The 16,253-nt window shown below is 30.8% G+C and carries 17 protein-coding genes and 1 pseudogene; 9 read left to right on the top strand and 9 right to left on the bottom strand.

The genetic code is table 11. The annotated features are described in order from the left end of the window. Nucleotides 1-90 precede the first annotated feature (90 nt). Complete coding sequence (gene gap, locus JL193_RS06475; RefSeq protein WP_207973007.1) at nucleotides 91-1,080, top strand: type I glyceraldehyde-3-phosphate dehydrogenase; 990 nt, start codon at nucleotides 91-93, stop codon at nucleotides 1,078-1,080. Between the two features lie 375 nt (nucleotides 1,081-1,455). Here gap and arfB read toward each other — a convergent pair whose 3' ends face one another. From arfB to JL193_RS06450, 5 genes and pseudogenes are all read right to left on the bottom strand, one after another. Continuing rightward, a complete protein-coding gene (arfB, locus tag JL193_RS06470) occupies nucleotides 1,456-1,860 on the bottom strand; it encodes an alternative ribosome rescue aminoacyl-tRNA hydrolase ArfB (protein WP_207973006.1) in 405 nt (134 codons plus the stop codon). A gap of 146 nt (nucleotides 1,861-2,006) precedes the next feature. Further along, nucleotides 2,007-2,666, bottom strand: coding sequence for an AAA family ATPase (locus JL193_RS06465; RefSeq protein WP_207973005.1), 660 nt, complete (start codon nucleotides 2,664-2,666; stop codon nucleotides 2,007-2,009). Beyond that, complete coding sequence (pnuC, locus tag JL193_RS06460) at nucleotides 2,627-3,259, bottom strand: nicotinamide riboside transporter PnuC (RefSeq protein ID WP_207973004.1); 633 nt, start codon at nucleotides 3,257-3,259, stop codon at nucleotides 2,627-2,629. Before pnuC ends, JL193_RS06465 begins: the two co-directional genes overlap by 40 nt. 165 nt (nucleotides 3,260-3,424) lie before the next feature. Continuing rightward, nucleotides 3,425-4,150, bottom strand: coding sequence for a phosphoglycerol geranylgeranyltransferase (locus JL193_RS06455; protein ID WP_207973409.1), 726 nt, complete (start codon nucleotides 4,148-4,150; stop codon nucleotides 3,425-3,427). Between the two features lie 148 nt (nucleotides 4,151-4,298). Beyond that, nucleotides 4,299-4,924, bottom strand: a pseudogene (locus tag JL193_RS06450) (4'-phosphopantetheinyl transferase family protein). Nucleotides 4,925-4,988: 64 nt separating this feature from the next. On the opposite strand from JL193_RS06450, the gene ahcY reads away from it, so the two are divergent. Beyond that, the gene (gene ahcY / locus JL193_RS06445) at nucleotides 4,989-6,296 is read left to right on the top strand and encodes an adenosylhomocysteinase (protein WP_207973003.1); all 1,308 of its coding nucleotides are present in this window, start codon (nucleotides 4,989-4,991) and stop codon (nucleotides 6,294-6,296) included. A 535-nt stretch (nucleotides 6,297-6,831) separates the two neighbouring features. Here ahcY and JL193_RS06440 read toward each other — a convergent pair. Beyond that, the gene (locus tag JL193_RS06440; protein ID WP_207973002.1) at nucleotides 6,832-7,890 is read right to left on the bottom strand and encodes a branched-chain amino acid aminotransferase; all 1,059 of its coding nucleotides are present in this window, start codon (nucleotides 7,888-7,890) and stop codon (nucleotides 6,832-6,834) included. A 112-nt stretch (nucleotides 7,891-8,002) separates the two neighbouring features. On the opposite strand from JL193_RS06440, the gene JL193_RS06435 reads away from it, so the two are divergent. Continuing rightward, nucleotides 8,003-8,521, top strand: coding sequence for a DUF4920 domain-containing protein (locus JL193_RS06435; protein WP_367890034.1), 519 nt, complete (start codon nucleotides 8,003-8,005; stop codon nucleotides 8,519-8,521). A 43-nt stretch (nucleotides 8,522-8,564) separates the two neighbouring features. Further along, nucleotides 8,565-9,218, top strand: a complete 654-nt coding sequence (mnmC2, locus tag JL193_RS06430) for a tRNA (5-methylaminomethyl-2-thiouridine)(34)-methyltransferase MnmC2 (protein WP_207973001.1) — start codon at nucleotides 8,565-8,567, stop codon at nucleotides 9,216-9,218. Nucleotides 9,219-9,540: 322 nt separating this feature from the next. Here mnmC2 and JL193_RS06425 read toward each other — a convergent pair whose 3' ends face one another. Further along, nucleotides 9,541-10,677: a glycosyltransferase family 2 protein gene (locus tag JL193_RS06425; protein ID WP_207973000.1), complete on the bottom strand. Its 1,137-nt coding sequence runs from the start codon at nucleotides 10,675-10,677 to the stop codon at nucleotides 9,541-9,543. Beyond that, the gene (locus tag JL193_RS06420) at nucleotides 10,674-11,432 is read right to left on the bottom strand and encodes a hypothetical protein (RefSeq protein WP_207972999.1); all 759 of its coding nucleotides are present in this window, start codon (nucleotides 11,430-11,432) and stop codon (nucleotides 10,674-10,676) included. Before JL193_RS06420 ends, JL193_RS06425 begins: the two co-directional genes overlap by 4 nt. 267 nt (nucleotides 11,433-11,699) lie before the next feature. On the opposite strand from JL193_RS06420, the gene ruvC reads away from it, so the two are divergent. From ruvC to JL193_RS06400, 4 genes are all read left to right on the top strand, one after another. Next, complete coding sequence (gene ruvC / locus JL193_RS06415) at nucleotides 11,700-12,251, top strand: crossover junction endodeoxyribonuclease RuvC (RefSeq protein ID WP_207972998.1); 552 nt, start codon at nucleotides 11,700-11,702, stop codon at nucleotides 12,249-12,251. Between the two features lie 72 nt (nucleotides 12,252-12,323). Next, nucleotides 12,324-12,689 (top strand): four helix bundle protein, encoded by a 366-nt coding sequence (locus JL193_RS06410; RefSeq protein WP_207972997.1) that lies wholly within the window; start codon nucleotides 12,324-12,326, stop codon nucleotides 12,687-12,689. Nucleotides 12,690-12,724: 35 nt separating this feature from the next. Further along, a complete protein-coding gene (gene hemW, locus JL193_RS06405; RefSeq protein ID WP_207972996.1) occupies nucleotides 12,725-13,873 on the top strand; it encodes a radical SAM family heme chaperone HemW in 1,149 nt (382 codons plus the stop codon). 75 nt (nucleotides 13,874-13,948) lie between these two features. Further along, nucleotides 13,949-14,698 carry a cyclase family protein gene (locus JL193_RS06400; RefSeq protein ID WP_207972995.1) on the top strand — a complete coding sequence of 250 codons (750 nt, stop codon included), beginning with the start codon at nucleotides 13,949-13,951 and terminating at the stop codon, nucleotides 14,696-14,698. Between the two features lie 121 nt (nucleotides 14,699-14,819). Here JL193_RS06400 and JL193_RS06395 read toward each other — a convergent pair whose 3' ends face one another. Continuing rightward, nucleotides 14,820-15,800, bottom strand: a complete 981-nt coding sequence (locus tag JL193_RS06395) for a magnesium and cobalt transport protein CorA (RefSeq protein ID WP_207972994.1) — start codon at nucleotides 15,798-15,800, stop codon at nucleotides 14,820-14,822. A gap of 65 nt (nucleotides 15,801-15,865) precedes the next feature. Between JL193_RS06395 and JL193_RS06390 the strand changes: the two genes are divergently transcribed. After that, the gene (locus JL193_RS06390) at nucleotides 15,866-16,237 is read left to right on the top strand and encodes an MmcQ/YjbR family DNA-binding protein (protein WP_207972993.1); all 372 of its coding nucleotides are present in this window, start codon (nucleotides 15,866-15,868) and stop codon (nucleotides 16,235-16,237) included. Nucleotides 16,238-16,253 lie beyond the last annotated feature (16 nt).

Below are 16,253 nucleotides of genomic sequence, written 5' to 3'. Positions count from 1 at the left end.
GAGCGACGCAAAATTACGCTATTATTTGTAATTTCTGAAAAGAAATAACGACAAAGGATGCTTAACAGATAAATAATAAAATTTACAAACATGAAAAGAATCGCAATTAATGGAATGGGACGAATTGGACGTGCCGCTTTAAAAGTAATACTAGACACACCAGAATTAGAAGTTGTGGCAGTTAACGATTTGGTTACTGCAGATAATATTGCGTATTTATTAAAGTACGACAGTGTTTATGGAGTTTACGAAAAGGAAGTTTCTCATGACGAGAATCATTTAATTATAGACGGTAAAAAAATTAATTATTACTCTAATAGAAATCCAGAAGAATTACCTTGGAAAGAAAACAATATCGATATTGTTATTGAAAGTACAGGTTTTTTTACAAATCGCGAAGATGCTGCCAAACATATCACTGCAGGTGCAAAAACGGTTGTAATTTCTGCACCTACAAAAAGTGCAGATACACCTACAATTGTACACGGTGTAAATTCTGAAGCTGGTAAAACCAGTATTTTTTCTTGTGCAAGCTGTACAACAAATAATATTAGCCCGGTTGTAGAGGTTTTAGGTAGAAGAATAGGAATTAAAAAAGCAATTATGACAACGGTTCATGCTTATACAGCATCACAAAACATGGTAGATTCTGTTTCTAAAAAGAACTATAGAATGGGCAGAGCTGGAGCTGCGAATATTGTGCCAACTTCTACAGGCGCTGCAATTGCAACCACAAAAGCGTTGCCACAATTTGCCAATAAGTTCGATGGTGTTGCATTGCGAGTGCCAATTCCAGTAGGTTCTATTTCAGATATGACTTTCGTTACAGAAAAAACAGTAACTGTCGAAGAAGTGAATGCAATTTTAGAAGAAGAAGCCACAACAGATCGTTACAAAAAAGTATTAGCGACAACTTACGAGCCTATTGTTTCTTCGGATATTGTTAAAAGTTCGTTTGCATCTACAGTAGATTTAAGTATGACAAGAGTTGTCGATGGCGATTTATTAAAAGTAATGACTTGGTACGACAACGAATGGGGATTTACCAATCAAATGATTCGTCAAATATTAGAAATTTAAATCAAAAAATAATTCCTCGAGGCTCAGTTTCGAGGTTTTTCGTTTAAAATGTCATTTCCGTGAAAACGGAAATCTAAATACAGCATTTTGGTTTTTTGACCTTTTTAGGTAACAATGAAACCAGCGAAATACCTCTGTAGCTATGTCTCGAGGATGGTTAGTTTCAAGAAATTTTTTATTTTCTACAAAGTTTATTAGAAAGAAGCTGTCTCGAAAGTATTAAAATTGTTATTTCGACTGTAATAGAGAAATCTTATTTGTTGAATTTTATATTTTCGATAACTTCGTTAGCTACTTTCAATCAAAATATATTTTAATTTTAGTAATGCTCAAAAATAACAGGTAAACTTACTTTTGTGATAGCCTCTTTTTTGTTTACTCTAACTTTGGCTTTTTTCGAAGTGCTTTTTTAAGTGCAGTTTTTTTATTTTTTTCGATATTTTTTTTAATAGCAGCTTTACTTGGTTTTGTTTTTATTCTTTTTTTAGGACGAATTAAATTTGTTTTAATCAATTCCAAAAAACGTTTTATGGCAATTTCTTTATTTTTATGTTGAGAACGCGTTTCTTCGCAAAATAGCACCAGCGTATTTTCTTTCGTTAATTTTGATGAAAGTTTCGTTTTTAAAAGCTCTTTTTCATTATTGGAAAGCGATTCAGAATTTTCTAAATCGAAGGTCAATTCAATTTTAGATGACGTTTTATTTACGTGTTGCCCGCCAGCGCCAGAACTTCTAATGGCCTTAAAATTTAATTCTTTTATGATGTTTTCTTTATTCATAAATAAGATAACTGTCTGTTCGAGCGCAGTCGAGAACTATTAAAACCTCTCAACTGCGCTCGAGGAGACAGGAATACAATTAATTTTATTTCGCAATTACAATCAAGTATTGGCTCATGACTCTAAAAACGAAGCAATCTTCTTTCTTAATAATTAAAATTAGCACTAAAGCCCTCTGAGTTTTGATGCAAAAAATGCATATCTACATCTCGTAAAGAATCAGAAAACGAATGCAAACCTTTCTTTTCTTTTAGAATTTTATCAATGGCTTTTATGGCGTTTTTTAAACGTGTTTCTTTATTACCTTTTAATAAAATATAATTTTTGTTGTGTTTTTTTAATGCGTTTTCGAAAGCATTAAACATTTCTAAACGCTGTTCTGGCCTGTCACGCAAATCGTCTGCTTCCCAAGGAGTATCTATGTAGGTTAGTAAATACAAATCGTATTCGTTTTTATCTGCTGCTTCATTTAATTGATCATCTACAAAACCACCATAAAATTCTTCAGAATATACTTTTGTTTCTAACAAATCTGTATCGCAAATTAATATTTTGTCTGCTTTTTTAGCGAGCGAATTTTCTAGTTTTATTTGTCCGATTGCGATGGGTAACAAATCGTCTTTTTCGCAAGTTTTACGTTCGTTGTTCCATTTATTTTGCAAATATTCACGAGCAAATTCAGGAGCCCAAACCGTATTGTAATGCCTTGCTAAATGGCGTGAAAGAGTTGTTTTTCCTGTAGATTCTGGCCCAAATAAAACAACTTTTACGATGTTGATTTGGGTTTGTGTAAGTTCTTTTTCCATGCGAAATAACCAAAAATGGCAATAAAAGTAAATCCGAAATATTGAAAACTTGTAAAGGTAAATCCTTTATATAAGTATAAAGGTACAGAAATTAAGTCTCCAACAATCCAAAAAAGCCAGTTTTCTACTTTTCTTTTTGCCATTAACCACATGCCTACAAAGAAAATTCCGGTAGTAATTGTATCTATATAAGCCACCCAACCTGTCCATTTATCGAATGTTTTATAAACGATAAAAACAAACAATAAAGTGGCAAAAAAGATGGCAATCGCTGTTTTTTTCTCTTTAGCAGTTGTCCAAGAAATGGGCGTTACGTGTGTATCATCGACTTTACGTGTCCAAACATACCATCCATAAACGCTCATTATAAAGTAGTAAACATTTATCATCATGTCTCCTAAAAGTCCCCATTTTAATAATAAATACACAAAAATTACGGTGCTTATCATTCCAGTAGGAAACACCCAAATTTTATTTTGTTTCGAAAACCAAACAGATAAAAAACCAAAAACAACAGCAATAATTTCGAGTACGATATCTATGGTGGCGTATTCTTTATATTGAGAAAAAAAGAAATTAAAAATTTCTGACATCGAGTTTTATTTATAAGTTGTAAATTTAATACATTCTGTTAGTTCGAGTGATTTTTTCGATTGAAATGAGAAAAAAATGTATCGAGAACTTTTAGCTAAGTTATTATGGATTTTTGCTGGAGTTTATTTTTAGTGAAGTCAAAAGGCAGGAATGATAAAGAGAATCTACTTTTTTAAATCGTTAAAAAAGCTTTCGTTGTCTTCAAAAGCAGTGCCAATAACTACCAAATCTGCGCCAGCATTAAAAGTTGCATTTAATTGTTTTTTAGAGCGAATGCCACCACCCACAATTAAAGGAATAGTTAAACTTTTTTTTACAATGTTAATAATACTTTCGTCCACAGGCACTTTGGCTCCAGAACCGGCTTCTAAATAAATGAGATTTTTGCCAGTATATTCACCAGCCAAAGCAGTGTTTACAATCAATGTTTTGTTTTTTTGTGCAATTGGTTTTGTGCTAGTTACTTTTTGCGTGGCAGTTTCTTTTTGCCCATCGATTAAAATATAGCCAGTGGGTAAAATCTCTAAATTTGAATTTTTTAAAAAAGGAACTGCTTTAATTTGTTGCTCGATTAAATATTCAGGATTTCTGGCAGAAAGTAAGCTTAAAAATAGAATTCCGTCTGCTTTATGTGTAATTTGAGAAACATTACCAGGAAAAAGTATAATTGGTAACTGCGTTATACTTTTTATTGCCGAAACTACTTTTTCTGTTTGATTGTTTTTATCGGTACTACCACCCACAAAAATATGAGTAGCAATAGATTGATGCACTTTTTCAAGAAAAGAAGGTAAATTTTCTAAATTAATTTTTTCGGGATCAATTAAAACAGCCAATAATTTTTTGCCTTCTTTTTTTGCCTGTAAGATGTTTTGGTAGATATTCACAATTGCGAAAATACAATTTTTTGTTGCCTTGAGTAAAGTAGAAAGTTTTAAGAGTTTAGAGATTTCTCGATACAAATTTTTCGTTCCTCAAAATTCACTTGAAAAGAAAAACTACTTTGTAACTTTTTCATTTAATACTTTAACATTATTTTTAATACGCAAACACACAAGTAAAGCCTTCAAACTCTAAAAACTGAATATTATAAGCAGTTTGCTCTCCATTATAACGAATTTCTCCCGTAGTTTTTTCGTCTTCAAACTTAAAATCTTCAATATAAATATGGTGTAAAAAAGTAGTTTTTTCTTTCCGTAAATTTTGTATAAACTCTCTTTGGCACCCCAAACAATGGTTAATTTGCTTATCAAAGCATCATGGTTTGCAATGGTTTTATACTCTTCGAGAGGTGTAAATTTATGAGCGATTTTTAAAATTTTATCGCGTTGTTTTTCAATATCAATACCAACATGTAAATCATCAGAAATAATAAGGGCAGTAAAGGTAAACGAATGTGTAATGGAAATAAACTTTCTGTCTTTTAAATGGGGTTTTCCAAATTCGTCATAAACCAAATCAAAATCTGTGTAACCTACTTTTTTTAACAGATGTCTTATGCTTAAAAATCCTTTTTGGTGTAGTTCCGATTTCATTGAGTTCAAACGAGTTGAGCTACTTTCAGAAAGAGAAACGCCGTTTTTTAAATCTGGTATCGATTCTTCAATCTTCCAAATCAGTACTTTAGTAGTTTTGTTAACCGTTAATGTTTTGTAAAGAGCCATATTTTTTAATTTCTATGTCGTAACTTTGCAGTCGCAAAAAAACAGAATTTAAATATACAAAAATATGAGTGCAACAAAAGCATACGTTCCGTTTAAAGTTAAAGATATTTCTTTAGCAGATTGGGGAAGAAAAGAAATTGAATTAGCAGAAGCAGAAATGCCTGGATTAATGAGTTTAAGAGAAGAATATGGAGAAAGCCAACCTTTAAAAGGAGCAAGAATTGCAGGTTGTTTGCATATGACTATTCAAACAGCGGTTTTAATAGAAACGTTACAAGCGTTAGGTGCAGAGGTTACTTGGAGTTCTTGTAATATTTTTTCTACACAAGACCAAGCTGCAGCTGCAATTGCTGCAACAGGAACACCAGTGTATGCGTGGAAAGGTATGAACGAAGAAGAATTCGATTGGTGTATTGAGCAAACCTTATTTTTTGGTGAAGATAGAAAGCCATTAAACATGATTTTAGATGATGGTGGAGATTTAACCAACATGGTTTTAGATCGTTACCCAGAATTGGCTGCAGGAATTAATGGTTTGTCTGAAGAAACAACTACAGGAGTTCACAGATTATATGAACGTGTAAAAAACGGAACCTTACCAATGCCAGCAATAAATGTTAACGATTCTGTTACAAAATCGAAATTCGATAATAAATATGGTTGTAAAGAAAGTGCAGTAGATGCAATTCGTAGAGCAACAGATATTATGTTGGCAGGAAAACGTGTTGTGGTTTGTGGTTATGGAGATGTTGGTAAAGGTACAGCTGCTTCTTTTAAAGGTGCAGGTTCCATTGTTACGGTTACAGAAATCGACCCAATTTGTGCGTTACAAGCAGCAATGGACGGTTTCGAAGTAAAAAAATTAGAAACCGTTATTGCCAATGCAGATATCGTAATTACCACAACAGGTAACAAAGGAATTGTTCGAGGAGAACATTTCGAAGCAATGAAAGACAAAACAATTGTTGCAAATATTGGTCATTTCGATAATGAAATTGATGTACCTTATTTAAATGCAAACAGCGAAAAAGTGGAGATTAAACCACAGGTAGATAAATACAATATCAACGGAAAAGATATTATTTTGTTGGCAGAAGGGCGTTTGGTAAATTTAGGATGTGCAACTGGGCACCCAAGTTTTGTAATGTCTAACTCTTTTACAAACCAAACCTTGGCGCAAATAGAATTGTGGACTAATAAAGATGCTTATGAAAATAAAGTGTATATGCTACCAAAACATTTAGATGAAAAAGTCGCAAAATTACACTTGGCTAAAATAGGGGTAGAGTTAACAGAATTAAGCAAAGAACAGGCCGATTATATTGGCGTAACTGTAGAAGGACCTTATAAACCAGAGCATTATAGATACTAAAAATAGGCGTTAATTTTTTAATTGCAATTTTTATAAACTATTTGCCATTTCGAAATACGCCTTTTATGGCGATTGAGAAATGGCATCGAAATTTAAAATCCTTACATTAATTTGTAGGGATTTTTTTACTTTAAATGATTGTTATTCACAAAAAATATATCGATAAGTTGGGCGTTTTAACAGGCTATCCACTATATCTTTTTATGCTAAATTTATTTTCAGCACCTTGTACATTTAAATATTATTTCGAGTCTTAAAAAACAAACTAAAATTTTTATAGAGTTTAGCATAAAAAGGATGCCGTTTCTATCCTTAACGCGGGTTTTCGAGTCTTAAAATATACTATTTATGATTTGAAATTACTGTAATAAAACGCTTTTTTTCCTTTCTATTTTATTACAAAAAGAAACTGTAACGAATGCTATGTTTTATTTTCTAATTTAGAAAAACATCATTTAGTTTTACAGTAAGATCAAATCATAAATTATAAATCTTTAAAAGCAACCACCAAAAATTACTGCTAAAAACGGAATATTTATTCTACAACCACTCTCCAGCCATAAGGGTCCTTAGCTTTATTGGTTTGAATGTCTGTAATTGCTTTCTTTAAAGTTGCTGCAAAAGGTTTTTCTAATTCAGGTAAATCGTAATCTGTTCCTTGGTACCCAAAACCAGCAATGGGAGAAATAACAGCCGCAGTTCCTGCTCCAAACATTTCTTTTAAGTTTCCAGATTGTGCAGCCGAAATTACTTCAGAAACCGAAATTTTACGCACTTCAACATCCATATTCATGTCTTTTGCAATTTGAATAACACTTTTACGTGTAATTCCGTCTAAAATTCTATCGCTTGTTGGGCTCGTAATTAAAGTGTCGTTAATTCTAATAAAAATATTCATGGCACCAGCTTCTTCAATATACTCGTGCGTATTATCGTCTGTCCAAATTACTTGGTTGTATCCTTTCTCAATCGCTAATTGAGTTGGGTAAAACTGCGCAGCATAATTTCCACCAGCTTTTGCAAAACCAACACCACCATTAGCAGCACGTGCGTATTTTTCTTCAATTAAAACTTTTACTTTTCCAGCAAAATAAGCCCCAGAAGGTGCTGTACAAATTAATAATTTATATTCGTTTGCAGGAGAAGCATGAAAACCGTTTCCAGAAGCAAACATAAAAGGGCGAATGTATAAAGAACTTCCTTCGTTTGTAGGAATCCAGGCTTCATCTACTTTTAACAATGTTTTTAAGCCATCCATAAAAACATCTTCGGGTATTTGCGGAATTACCAAGCGTTCTGCAGATTTATTTAAACGTTTACAATTGTCTAAAGGTCTAAATAACAACGTGTTTCCTTCTGCATCTTTGTAGGCTTTCATTCCTTCGAAAATAGATTGTCCGTAATGAAAAATCTTTGCAGAAGGGTCTAAAGAAATGGGGCCATAAGGCTCTATTACTGGGGTTTGCCATTTTCCATCTTTATAATCGCAAACAAGCATATGATCCGAAAAAACGCTACCAAAAGGCAAGTTGTTAAAGTCTATGGTATCTATTTTAGACTTTTTTATATGTTTGATTTCTATAGTAGAACTCATAATTAAATTGATTAAAATTTAGCACAAATGTACATAATTTATTTATCTGAAAGAACATAATAATATGGGTTTTGCACTAAAATTATGTACATTTGCATTAAAATTATTAAATATGCAATCTATAAAGGTAATCGTTAAATTTTGTGCAATCGTAGCATTGGTTTTTACAGCTTGTAAAGATGGAAAAAAAGACCATAAAACACTAGAAAATACCACAGAAGAAATGGCATACGCAACTTTTGGAGATAAAATTTCTGAAAAAGATGCGTTCACAAAAGACCAAATGTTGGCGAAATTCGAAAACATGAATGTGGGTGATACTATTGATGTAAAATTTACTTCAGAAATTAAAGAAGTTTGTTCTAAAAAAGGTTGTTGGATGAAACTACCTTTAAATGAAGAAACAGAAACCATGGTTCGTTTTAAAGATTATGGTTTTTTTATGCCTTTAGATTCGCAAGGAAAACAAGTAATTGTAGAAGGAAAAGCTTTCGTAAAAATTACGCCTGTAGAAGAATTGCAACATTATGCACAAGATGCAGGAAAAAGTAAAGAAGAAATTGCCAAAATTACCAAGCCTAAAAAAGAATTTGCTTTTGAAGCCAAGGGTGTTTTATTAGGAAAAAAATAATATTAATTCGAAGTAATCAAAAAATATAATTTCAATCTAAATCGTGAAAAGAGAAATACGAATTACTTCAGATGGTTCTACAACCATTCATTTACCAGATTGGAATGAGCAATATCACTCTAAAAATGGCTCGATTAACGAAACCTATCACGTTTTTATAGAAAACGGTTTAAGACAAATTTCTGCAGATAAAGTTGCGATTCTCGAAATAGGTTTTGGTACAGGTTTAAACGCTTTTATTACTTATTTAGAAGCCAAAAAACCAGTAGATTACGTTGGGGTAGAGGCATACCCAGTAATTTCAGAAGAAATTAAAAAAATGAATTTTATTACTGTTTTAGATGCCAAGGAAGAAAATGCAATTTTTAATAAAATGCACGAAGTTCCGTGGGAAGAAAAACATCAACTTACATCAAATTTTTCAATCTTAAAAAGAAAACAATTTTTCGAAGACATTTCAGATAAAGATGCCTTTCATTTAATTTATTTTGATGCTTTTGGTGCACGTGTGCAACCACAATTATGGACAGAAGATATTTTTGCTAAAATGTTTACAGCCTTAAAAGAAAACGGAATTTTAGTAACTTATTCTGCAAAAGGAAGCGTTAGAAGAGCTATGCAAGCAGTTGGTTTTACAGTAGAACGTTTGCCTGGACCTCCAGGAAAAAGAGAGATGTTAAGAGCTGTAAAAAAGTAAGTAGTTTTCAGTTGGTAGCTCAGTTTTTAATCTTAGTTTTAAAACATAAAAAGGTGTTATTGTGCATGTTGATAAAATTCTGGCAATTCGAGTAAATTTGTATCGAGAATAAGAACTTTAAGAGGCACAATAATATCAAGAACTTTTACTAAATTTACATTTTAGTAAAAATTATAAAAAAAATGAAGTTCGAAAGAAAATTTGGCAGAAAAAAAGAAACAAAACCCAAAAAAGGACTTTTTTTGGTGATTTTATTAGCAGTTGTTCTACTTCTTTGGTTCAAAGCAGAAGCAATCATGGAGGCTTTATTTTAAGATTTTCTTTATTTTTTAAACGTTCTTCCTTTCCAATTATACTTAGAAAATAAAGATTTTAAAACAATAAACACACTAAAAAAAGGATAAAAAAAACTACACAACACATACCATTTGTAGCCCGACTTTTTATGTTTATAAAAATTAATTGTCGGCATAAATAAACACAAATCAATACTAATTTTTAGGGTTATTGGAAACAATTTAAGCAATACACTATCGAAGTAAAATAAGCTAAAAAGAACCATTAGGTTTGTAAAAAAGATCAATACACCTATTAATTTTACTTTATAATCTTTAATTTTACTGGTTTTGGAAGCCCATCTAACTCGTTGGTTTATTAGGTCTTTCCATGTTTTTACAGGAAAAGTAGTTACCATAGCATTTCTCGATTTTAAAAATTTTACCGATTTTTTATCATTTTCTATAAACTTTTCAAACAGAAAAATATCATCGCCACTGGCAATGGTGTTGTTGCCACTAAACCCATTTAATTTTAAAAAAGATTCTTTTTTATACCCCAAATTGGCACCATTACACAAAAAAGGAAAATGAATACCAAAACCTCCAATTGTGCTTGCTTGCAAACTTATAAAATCTAACAATTGAAACTGCTCTAAAAAACCATGTTTAACCTTATAATTTACAGGAGCAACTACCATTTTCGGTTTTTTTTGTTGAATAAAATTATCGAAAGTTGTTAGCCAATTTTCAGGTAAAATACAATCTGCATCTGTAGTAAGAATCCAACTGTTTTTGGCGATGGAAATGGCTGTTGTAATCGCATCTTTTTTGGGTGAATTTGTGGTTCTTACATTTTTGATAACATGTATGTTCGTTCGAGTGATTTCGCTTTTTCGCGAAATTGTATCGAGAACTCGTTCAATTATCACTAAAGAATTATCAGAAGAGGCATCATCCACAAAAATAAATTCTACTAATTCCTTCGGATAATTTAATAGAGATATAGATTTTAATAAATTCGGCAAATTTTTGGCTTCATTTCGAAAAGGAATAATTACAGAAAACGAAGTTTTTGGTTTTGAGTTTTTAAGTATAAATTCATCAACTTTGGTAAAACCCACAGCGAGTGCAATTATTAAAATTGCATATAAAATGAATGTAAAAAGGGCAAACCAAATCATTTTACGAAGTTAGGTTTAAAAGTTAATACAAAATAGCTTCCAATAATTGCGGGAAACATAAAATTAAAAATCCACATAAGTGTGGTAATCGATAAAATAATAAGCGGTTCAATATTAAAAAAAGAAAACACCCAAATTGCAACAGTTCCTTTTAAAACCACATCGAAAAGCGATAGCATGGGCACCACAGAACTGATAAAATAAACGGTTGTAATCGCAATAATTGCATTTGTGTAAGAAATATCAGCTTTAAAAATTAAAAGCAAAAAATAAAATTGATGCGAAAAAACAACAAATCGGAATAAGGAAATCAAACTAACTTTCACATTTAATTGTAATGGAATTTTGTTGATAAAAATTCTCGCTTTTTCAATAGAATATCCTTTGAAAGAAACATTTTTAAAACTAAAAAAAAGAATAAAAAATATTAAAATACTCACTAATAAAAAGTATAAAATACTAGAATAATCAATAGAAATATTATGATTGCAAACAAAATACCCAAAACCAATAACGCCAAAAACAAGCGTAATTATCATTTGATAAAAGTTGCCCACCAAATTTAAGCCCATAATTTGTTTTCGAAAAGGTTTTTTAAAATACAATGCTTTTGCACCATATTCGCCAATTCTGTTTGGTGTAATTAAAGAAGTTGTTAGTGAAGCGAGGCTTTGAATTGCAGCATTTTTTCTACTTGTTTTTACACAAAAAGAAGCAAGAGTTTGCCATTTTATAATTTCTAAAAACCAGTTCAAAAAAGTAAAAATGAATAGAAAAATAAGGTTTCGAATCGAAAAAATGTTGTTTTGAATCCAATTTTGATAAAAATCAAAAAACAGAAACTCACGATTAGAGGTTAATCTTTTCCAAATAAAATACCCACAACCAATTACAATAGATAGTTTTATGAGCAACCAAAAGAATTGTTTAGATTTGTATGAAAGCGAGTTGTACATTTAGTGCAAAGTAATAAATAATCGTTTGTAAAAAAGAACGATATACACAAAAAACAATCTACGATTGTGGCGATAGAAAAAATAATTTTAGGAATTGACCCAGGAACTACAATTATGGGGTTTGGATTGATAAAAATTGTTGGAAAAAAGATGGAGTTTATTCAAATGAATGAGTTACTGCTTACAAAATACGACGACCATTATTTAAAATTAAAACTAATTTTCGATAGAACTATTGAATTGATTGACACTTATAACCCTGATGAAATTGCTATTGAAGCGCCCTTTTTTGGAAAAAATGTACAAAGTATGTTAAAATTAGGAAGAGCGCAAGGTGTTGCCATGGCTGCAGGTTTGTCGAGACAAATTCCTATTACAGAATATTTGCCAAAGAAAATTAAAATGGCAATTACCGGAAATGGAAGCGCGAGTAAAGAGCAAGTTGCACTAATGTTAAAATCGCTTTTAAACTTAAAAACTTTACCCAAAAATTTAGATGCTACAGATGGTTTGGCGGCTGCAGTTTGTCATTTTTACAATTCTGGGCGAGTTGTTGGAGGAAAAAACTATACTGGTTGGGCAAGTTTTGTAAAGCAAAATCCTAAAAAAGTTAAATAATTTTTTAGTTTTCAGTAGCAGTAGCAGTAGCAGTAGCAGTTTGGGTTAACAATTTTTAATATAATTTAAGTCATGAGCTTTATAGACCTATTAGCATTTAAAAAATCGTTTACTTTATCGATGAAAATTTTTGAAATTTCTAAATCTTTTCCAAAAGAAGAAAGATATTCTCTAACAGATCAAATAAGAAGATCTTCTAGAAGTGTGTCTGCAAATATATCTGAAGCTTATAGAAAAAGACAATATCCAAAACACTTTTCAAGTAAGTTAACTGATTCTGATGCTGAAAATTCGGAAACTTTAACTTGGCTAATGTTTGCTTTAGAATGTAAATACATTGATAAAGGTACTTTTGAAAATTTATCTGCTGAAAACTCAGAAGTTGGAAAGTTAATTAATTATATGATTAATAATCCTGGTAAATTTGGAGTTAAATAGCTCTGCCAACTGATACTGCTACTGAAAACTATTTTATGTCTGGAATCTACATTCACATCCCATTTTGCAAACAAGCATGTTTCTATTGCGACTTTCATTTTTCTACTTCTTTAAAGAAAAAAGAAGCAATGCTTTTAGCTTTCATTAAAGAAATCGAAATCAGAAAAAGCGAGTTAGGTGATAAAATTGTAGAAACCATTTACTTTGGAGGAGGAACCCCATCTGTTTTAAATAAGGATGAAATAGAGCTTTTAATAAATGCTGTTTACAATAACTTTAAAGTGGTCGCCAACCCAGAAATTACTTTAGAAGCCAACCCAGATGATTTATCTGAAGAAAAAATAATCGCACTTTCGAAGTCACCAATCAATCGACTAAGTATTGGAATTCAATCTTTTTTCGAGAGAGATTTAAAGTTGATGAATCGTGCACATAATTCCATAGAAGCTAAAAATTGTTTGTCTGTCGCAATTCGCCATTTTAAGAATATTTCTGTAGATTTAATTTACGGAATTCCAGATTGTTCGAATAAAGAATGGCGAGAAAATATACAAACAGCCTTAAGTTTTGGTATTTCACACATTTCTAGTTATGCCTTAACTGTAGAACCAAAAACGGCTTTAGAAACGCTTATTGCTAAAGGAAAAATTAAAAAGGTTAGCGAAAAAAAAGCGCAAGAACAGTTTTATATTTTAATGGAGGAATTAGAAAAGGCTGGTTTTATTCATTATGAATTATCTAATTTCGGGAAAGAGGGGCTCTTTAGCAAAAATAATTCTTCTTATTGGTTAGGAAAATCGTATTTAGGCATTGGCCCTTCTGCACATTCTTTCGACGGAAAACAACGGAGTTGGAATGTTAGAAACAATACCCAATATATTAAATCTATTCAAGAAAATAACTTGCCAATAGAAAGAGAAACTTTATCTAAAACCGATAATTATAATGAGTATATAATGACAGGTTTACGCACCATTTGGGGCGTTTCTTTAGCGAAAATAAAAAGTAATTACGGAGAAAAATACCTACATTATTTAAAAAATCAATCTCAAAAATATATAGATGAAAAATTACTAGAAATTGTAGTTACAACAAACGGAGTAGAGAAATTAACAACGACAAAAAGAGGAAAATTCTTATGTGACGGAATTGCATCGGATCTTTTTATGTTGAATTCAATTTAAAAAACCAATAAGATTTTTTAAACATCTTCTAAAAAAGGTATATTTGAGATAATATTAGTGTAATTTTTAGCATCCATGAAGGCAACCATAGAGTACAATTCTAGGAGAATAGTCGTAAATATTTCCAATCCTTTAGATATTTCTATACCCATAGACACTTCGAAAGAGAATGTAAATGCTTGGTATATAGGCGATCCAAAAATTTCTCCGGAAGAAATCGATGGCGAAACTGTAAAAGTTTCAGAAGGGGCTGTTGTAAATTTTAATAATATTCACTTTAACCCACATTCGCATATTACGCACACAGAGTGTGTGGGGCATATTACAGAAAAAGTACATTCTGTAAATAAAAATTTAAAATATTTTATATTTCTTGCAGAAGTAGTTACAGTTGCGCCAGAAAGTAAAGGCGACGATTTGGTAATTTCGGCAAAACAACTAAAATCGGCGTTAGGAAATAAGAAAAGAGATGCGATTGTAATTAGAACGATACCGAATTTATCAGATAAAAAGTCGATGAGATATTCGAATACGAATCCGCCTTATTTGTTAGAAGAAGCTGCTATTTATTTAAGAGAAAAAGGCATCAAACATTTATTAATCGATTTGCCTTCTGTAGATAAAGAAAAAGACGATGGGGCGTTGTTAGCACACAATGCTTTTTGGAATACTTCAGGAAAAATAAGAATGAATGCAACAATTACAGAGTTTATTTACGTGCCAAATTCAGTAGAAGATGGAGAGTATTTGTTGAATTTAATGATTGCTCCTTTCGAAAATGATGCAACTCCAAGCAAGCCTGTTTTGTATAAGATTATTAAGTAAACTTAAATAATGTTCATTCAAATTTGTTAAAATCTGTAAAATTTCTGAAATTTTTGTCAGTTTTTTTTAGAGAAATTCGTGTCTTAAATCAGGATTTTCAAATGGTAAATGGAATCAAACCCTAAAACCACTTTTTACGTTTAAAGTACCAAACAGAAACAATGGTTACTAAAACCATTACTCCTAACAAAATAAAATACCCATATTTAAATTTTAGTTCAGGAATATGTTCGAAATTCATTCCATAAATTCCTGCTAAAAACGTAAGCGGAATAAAAATTACAGAAAGAATCGTTAACGTTTTCATTACTTCATTTAAACGATGTCCTTGAATACTAAAAATTAAGTTTATTTTACTTTCTAACTCTTGTAGTTCAAAATCGATGTTCGATATTAAATTATTCGTTTGCTCTTTTAATTCGCTAAAATATTTTACGTTAAAACCTTTAATTTCTATTTTTTCTAACTTAACAATGGTGTCTTTTAAACTAATGGTTGCTTTTTTAAAATTAAATAACTCTTGCTTTCTTTTTTCTACCAAAGAAGTAAATTCTGGAGTTGGTTTTATATTCGCAGAACTCAACTCATTTGAGCTTAATTCTGCGTTTTCTTGATAGGTATCTTGGTAATTATCAATAATAGATTCTAATAATAAAAATAATAAATAATCGGCTTTTTTCTTTCTAACAATGCCTTTGTTTCCTTCTAAACGTTCGCGAATCCAATTAAAATAATCGCCTTGTTTTTCTTGAATAGACCATAAATAATCAGGCGAAACAATAAAAATCATTTGTTCAGACTCAAATTTAGCGCTTTCAGTAATTAAAACACGTGTAGTTACAAACAACAAACCATCTAGTAAAATAACCTTATTAGGGTGTTCTTCGTCGCTTAATAGTTTTATTAAAAAATCGTCTAATTTATTTTGATGAATTACCTTTTTAAAATCTTCTTGGTATTTAATACCATAAGTGTTTAACCATTGTGTAGTCTCATCATTTTTAGTAAAAATTATTTCATTTAATGAAGCAGTACTTCTTTTTTCGTAGTTTTTACTCGAATAATTTATAATAGAGGACTTATTTAGAAATTCGTTTTCCATTTGAATAATAGTTGTAAATTTGGTAGATAAAGGTAGTTTTTAAATTGTAATAAATATAATATTTTATGCACATAGAAGAATTAAGAGATTTTTGTATTGCCAAAAAAGGAGTTACAGAACATTTTCCTTTTGATGATGTAACCCTTGTTTTTAAGGTGATGGGAAAGATGTTTGCTTTGGTGGGTTTAGATAGATGGGAAAATGGAGAACAGAAAATAAATTTAAAGTGCGACCCAGATAAAGCCGAAGAATTACGTGGAGCGTATGAGGGAATAGAACCTGGTTTTCACATGAGTAAAAAACATTGGAATACCGTAATTATAAATTCTTTAGATGTTTCTGATGATTTGGTTAGAAAATTAATTAACCATTCTTACGAATTAGTAGTAAAAGGTTTGACGAAGAAATTACAGGCAGAATTAGATAATTTACATTAAAAATAATCTTAAAAAA

Source organism: Polaribacter batillariae (assembly GCF_017498485.1).
GTDB lineage: Bacteria > Bacteroidota > Bacteroidia > Flavobacteriales > Flavobacteriaceae > Polaribacter > Polaribacter batillariae.
This window is presented reverse-complemented; position numbering and strand designations above follow the sequence as displayed.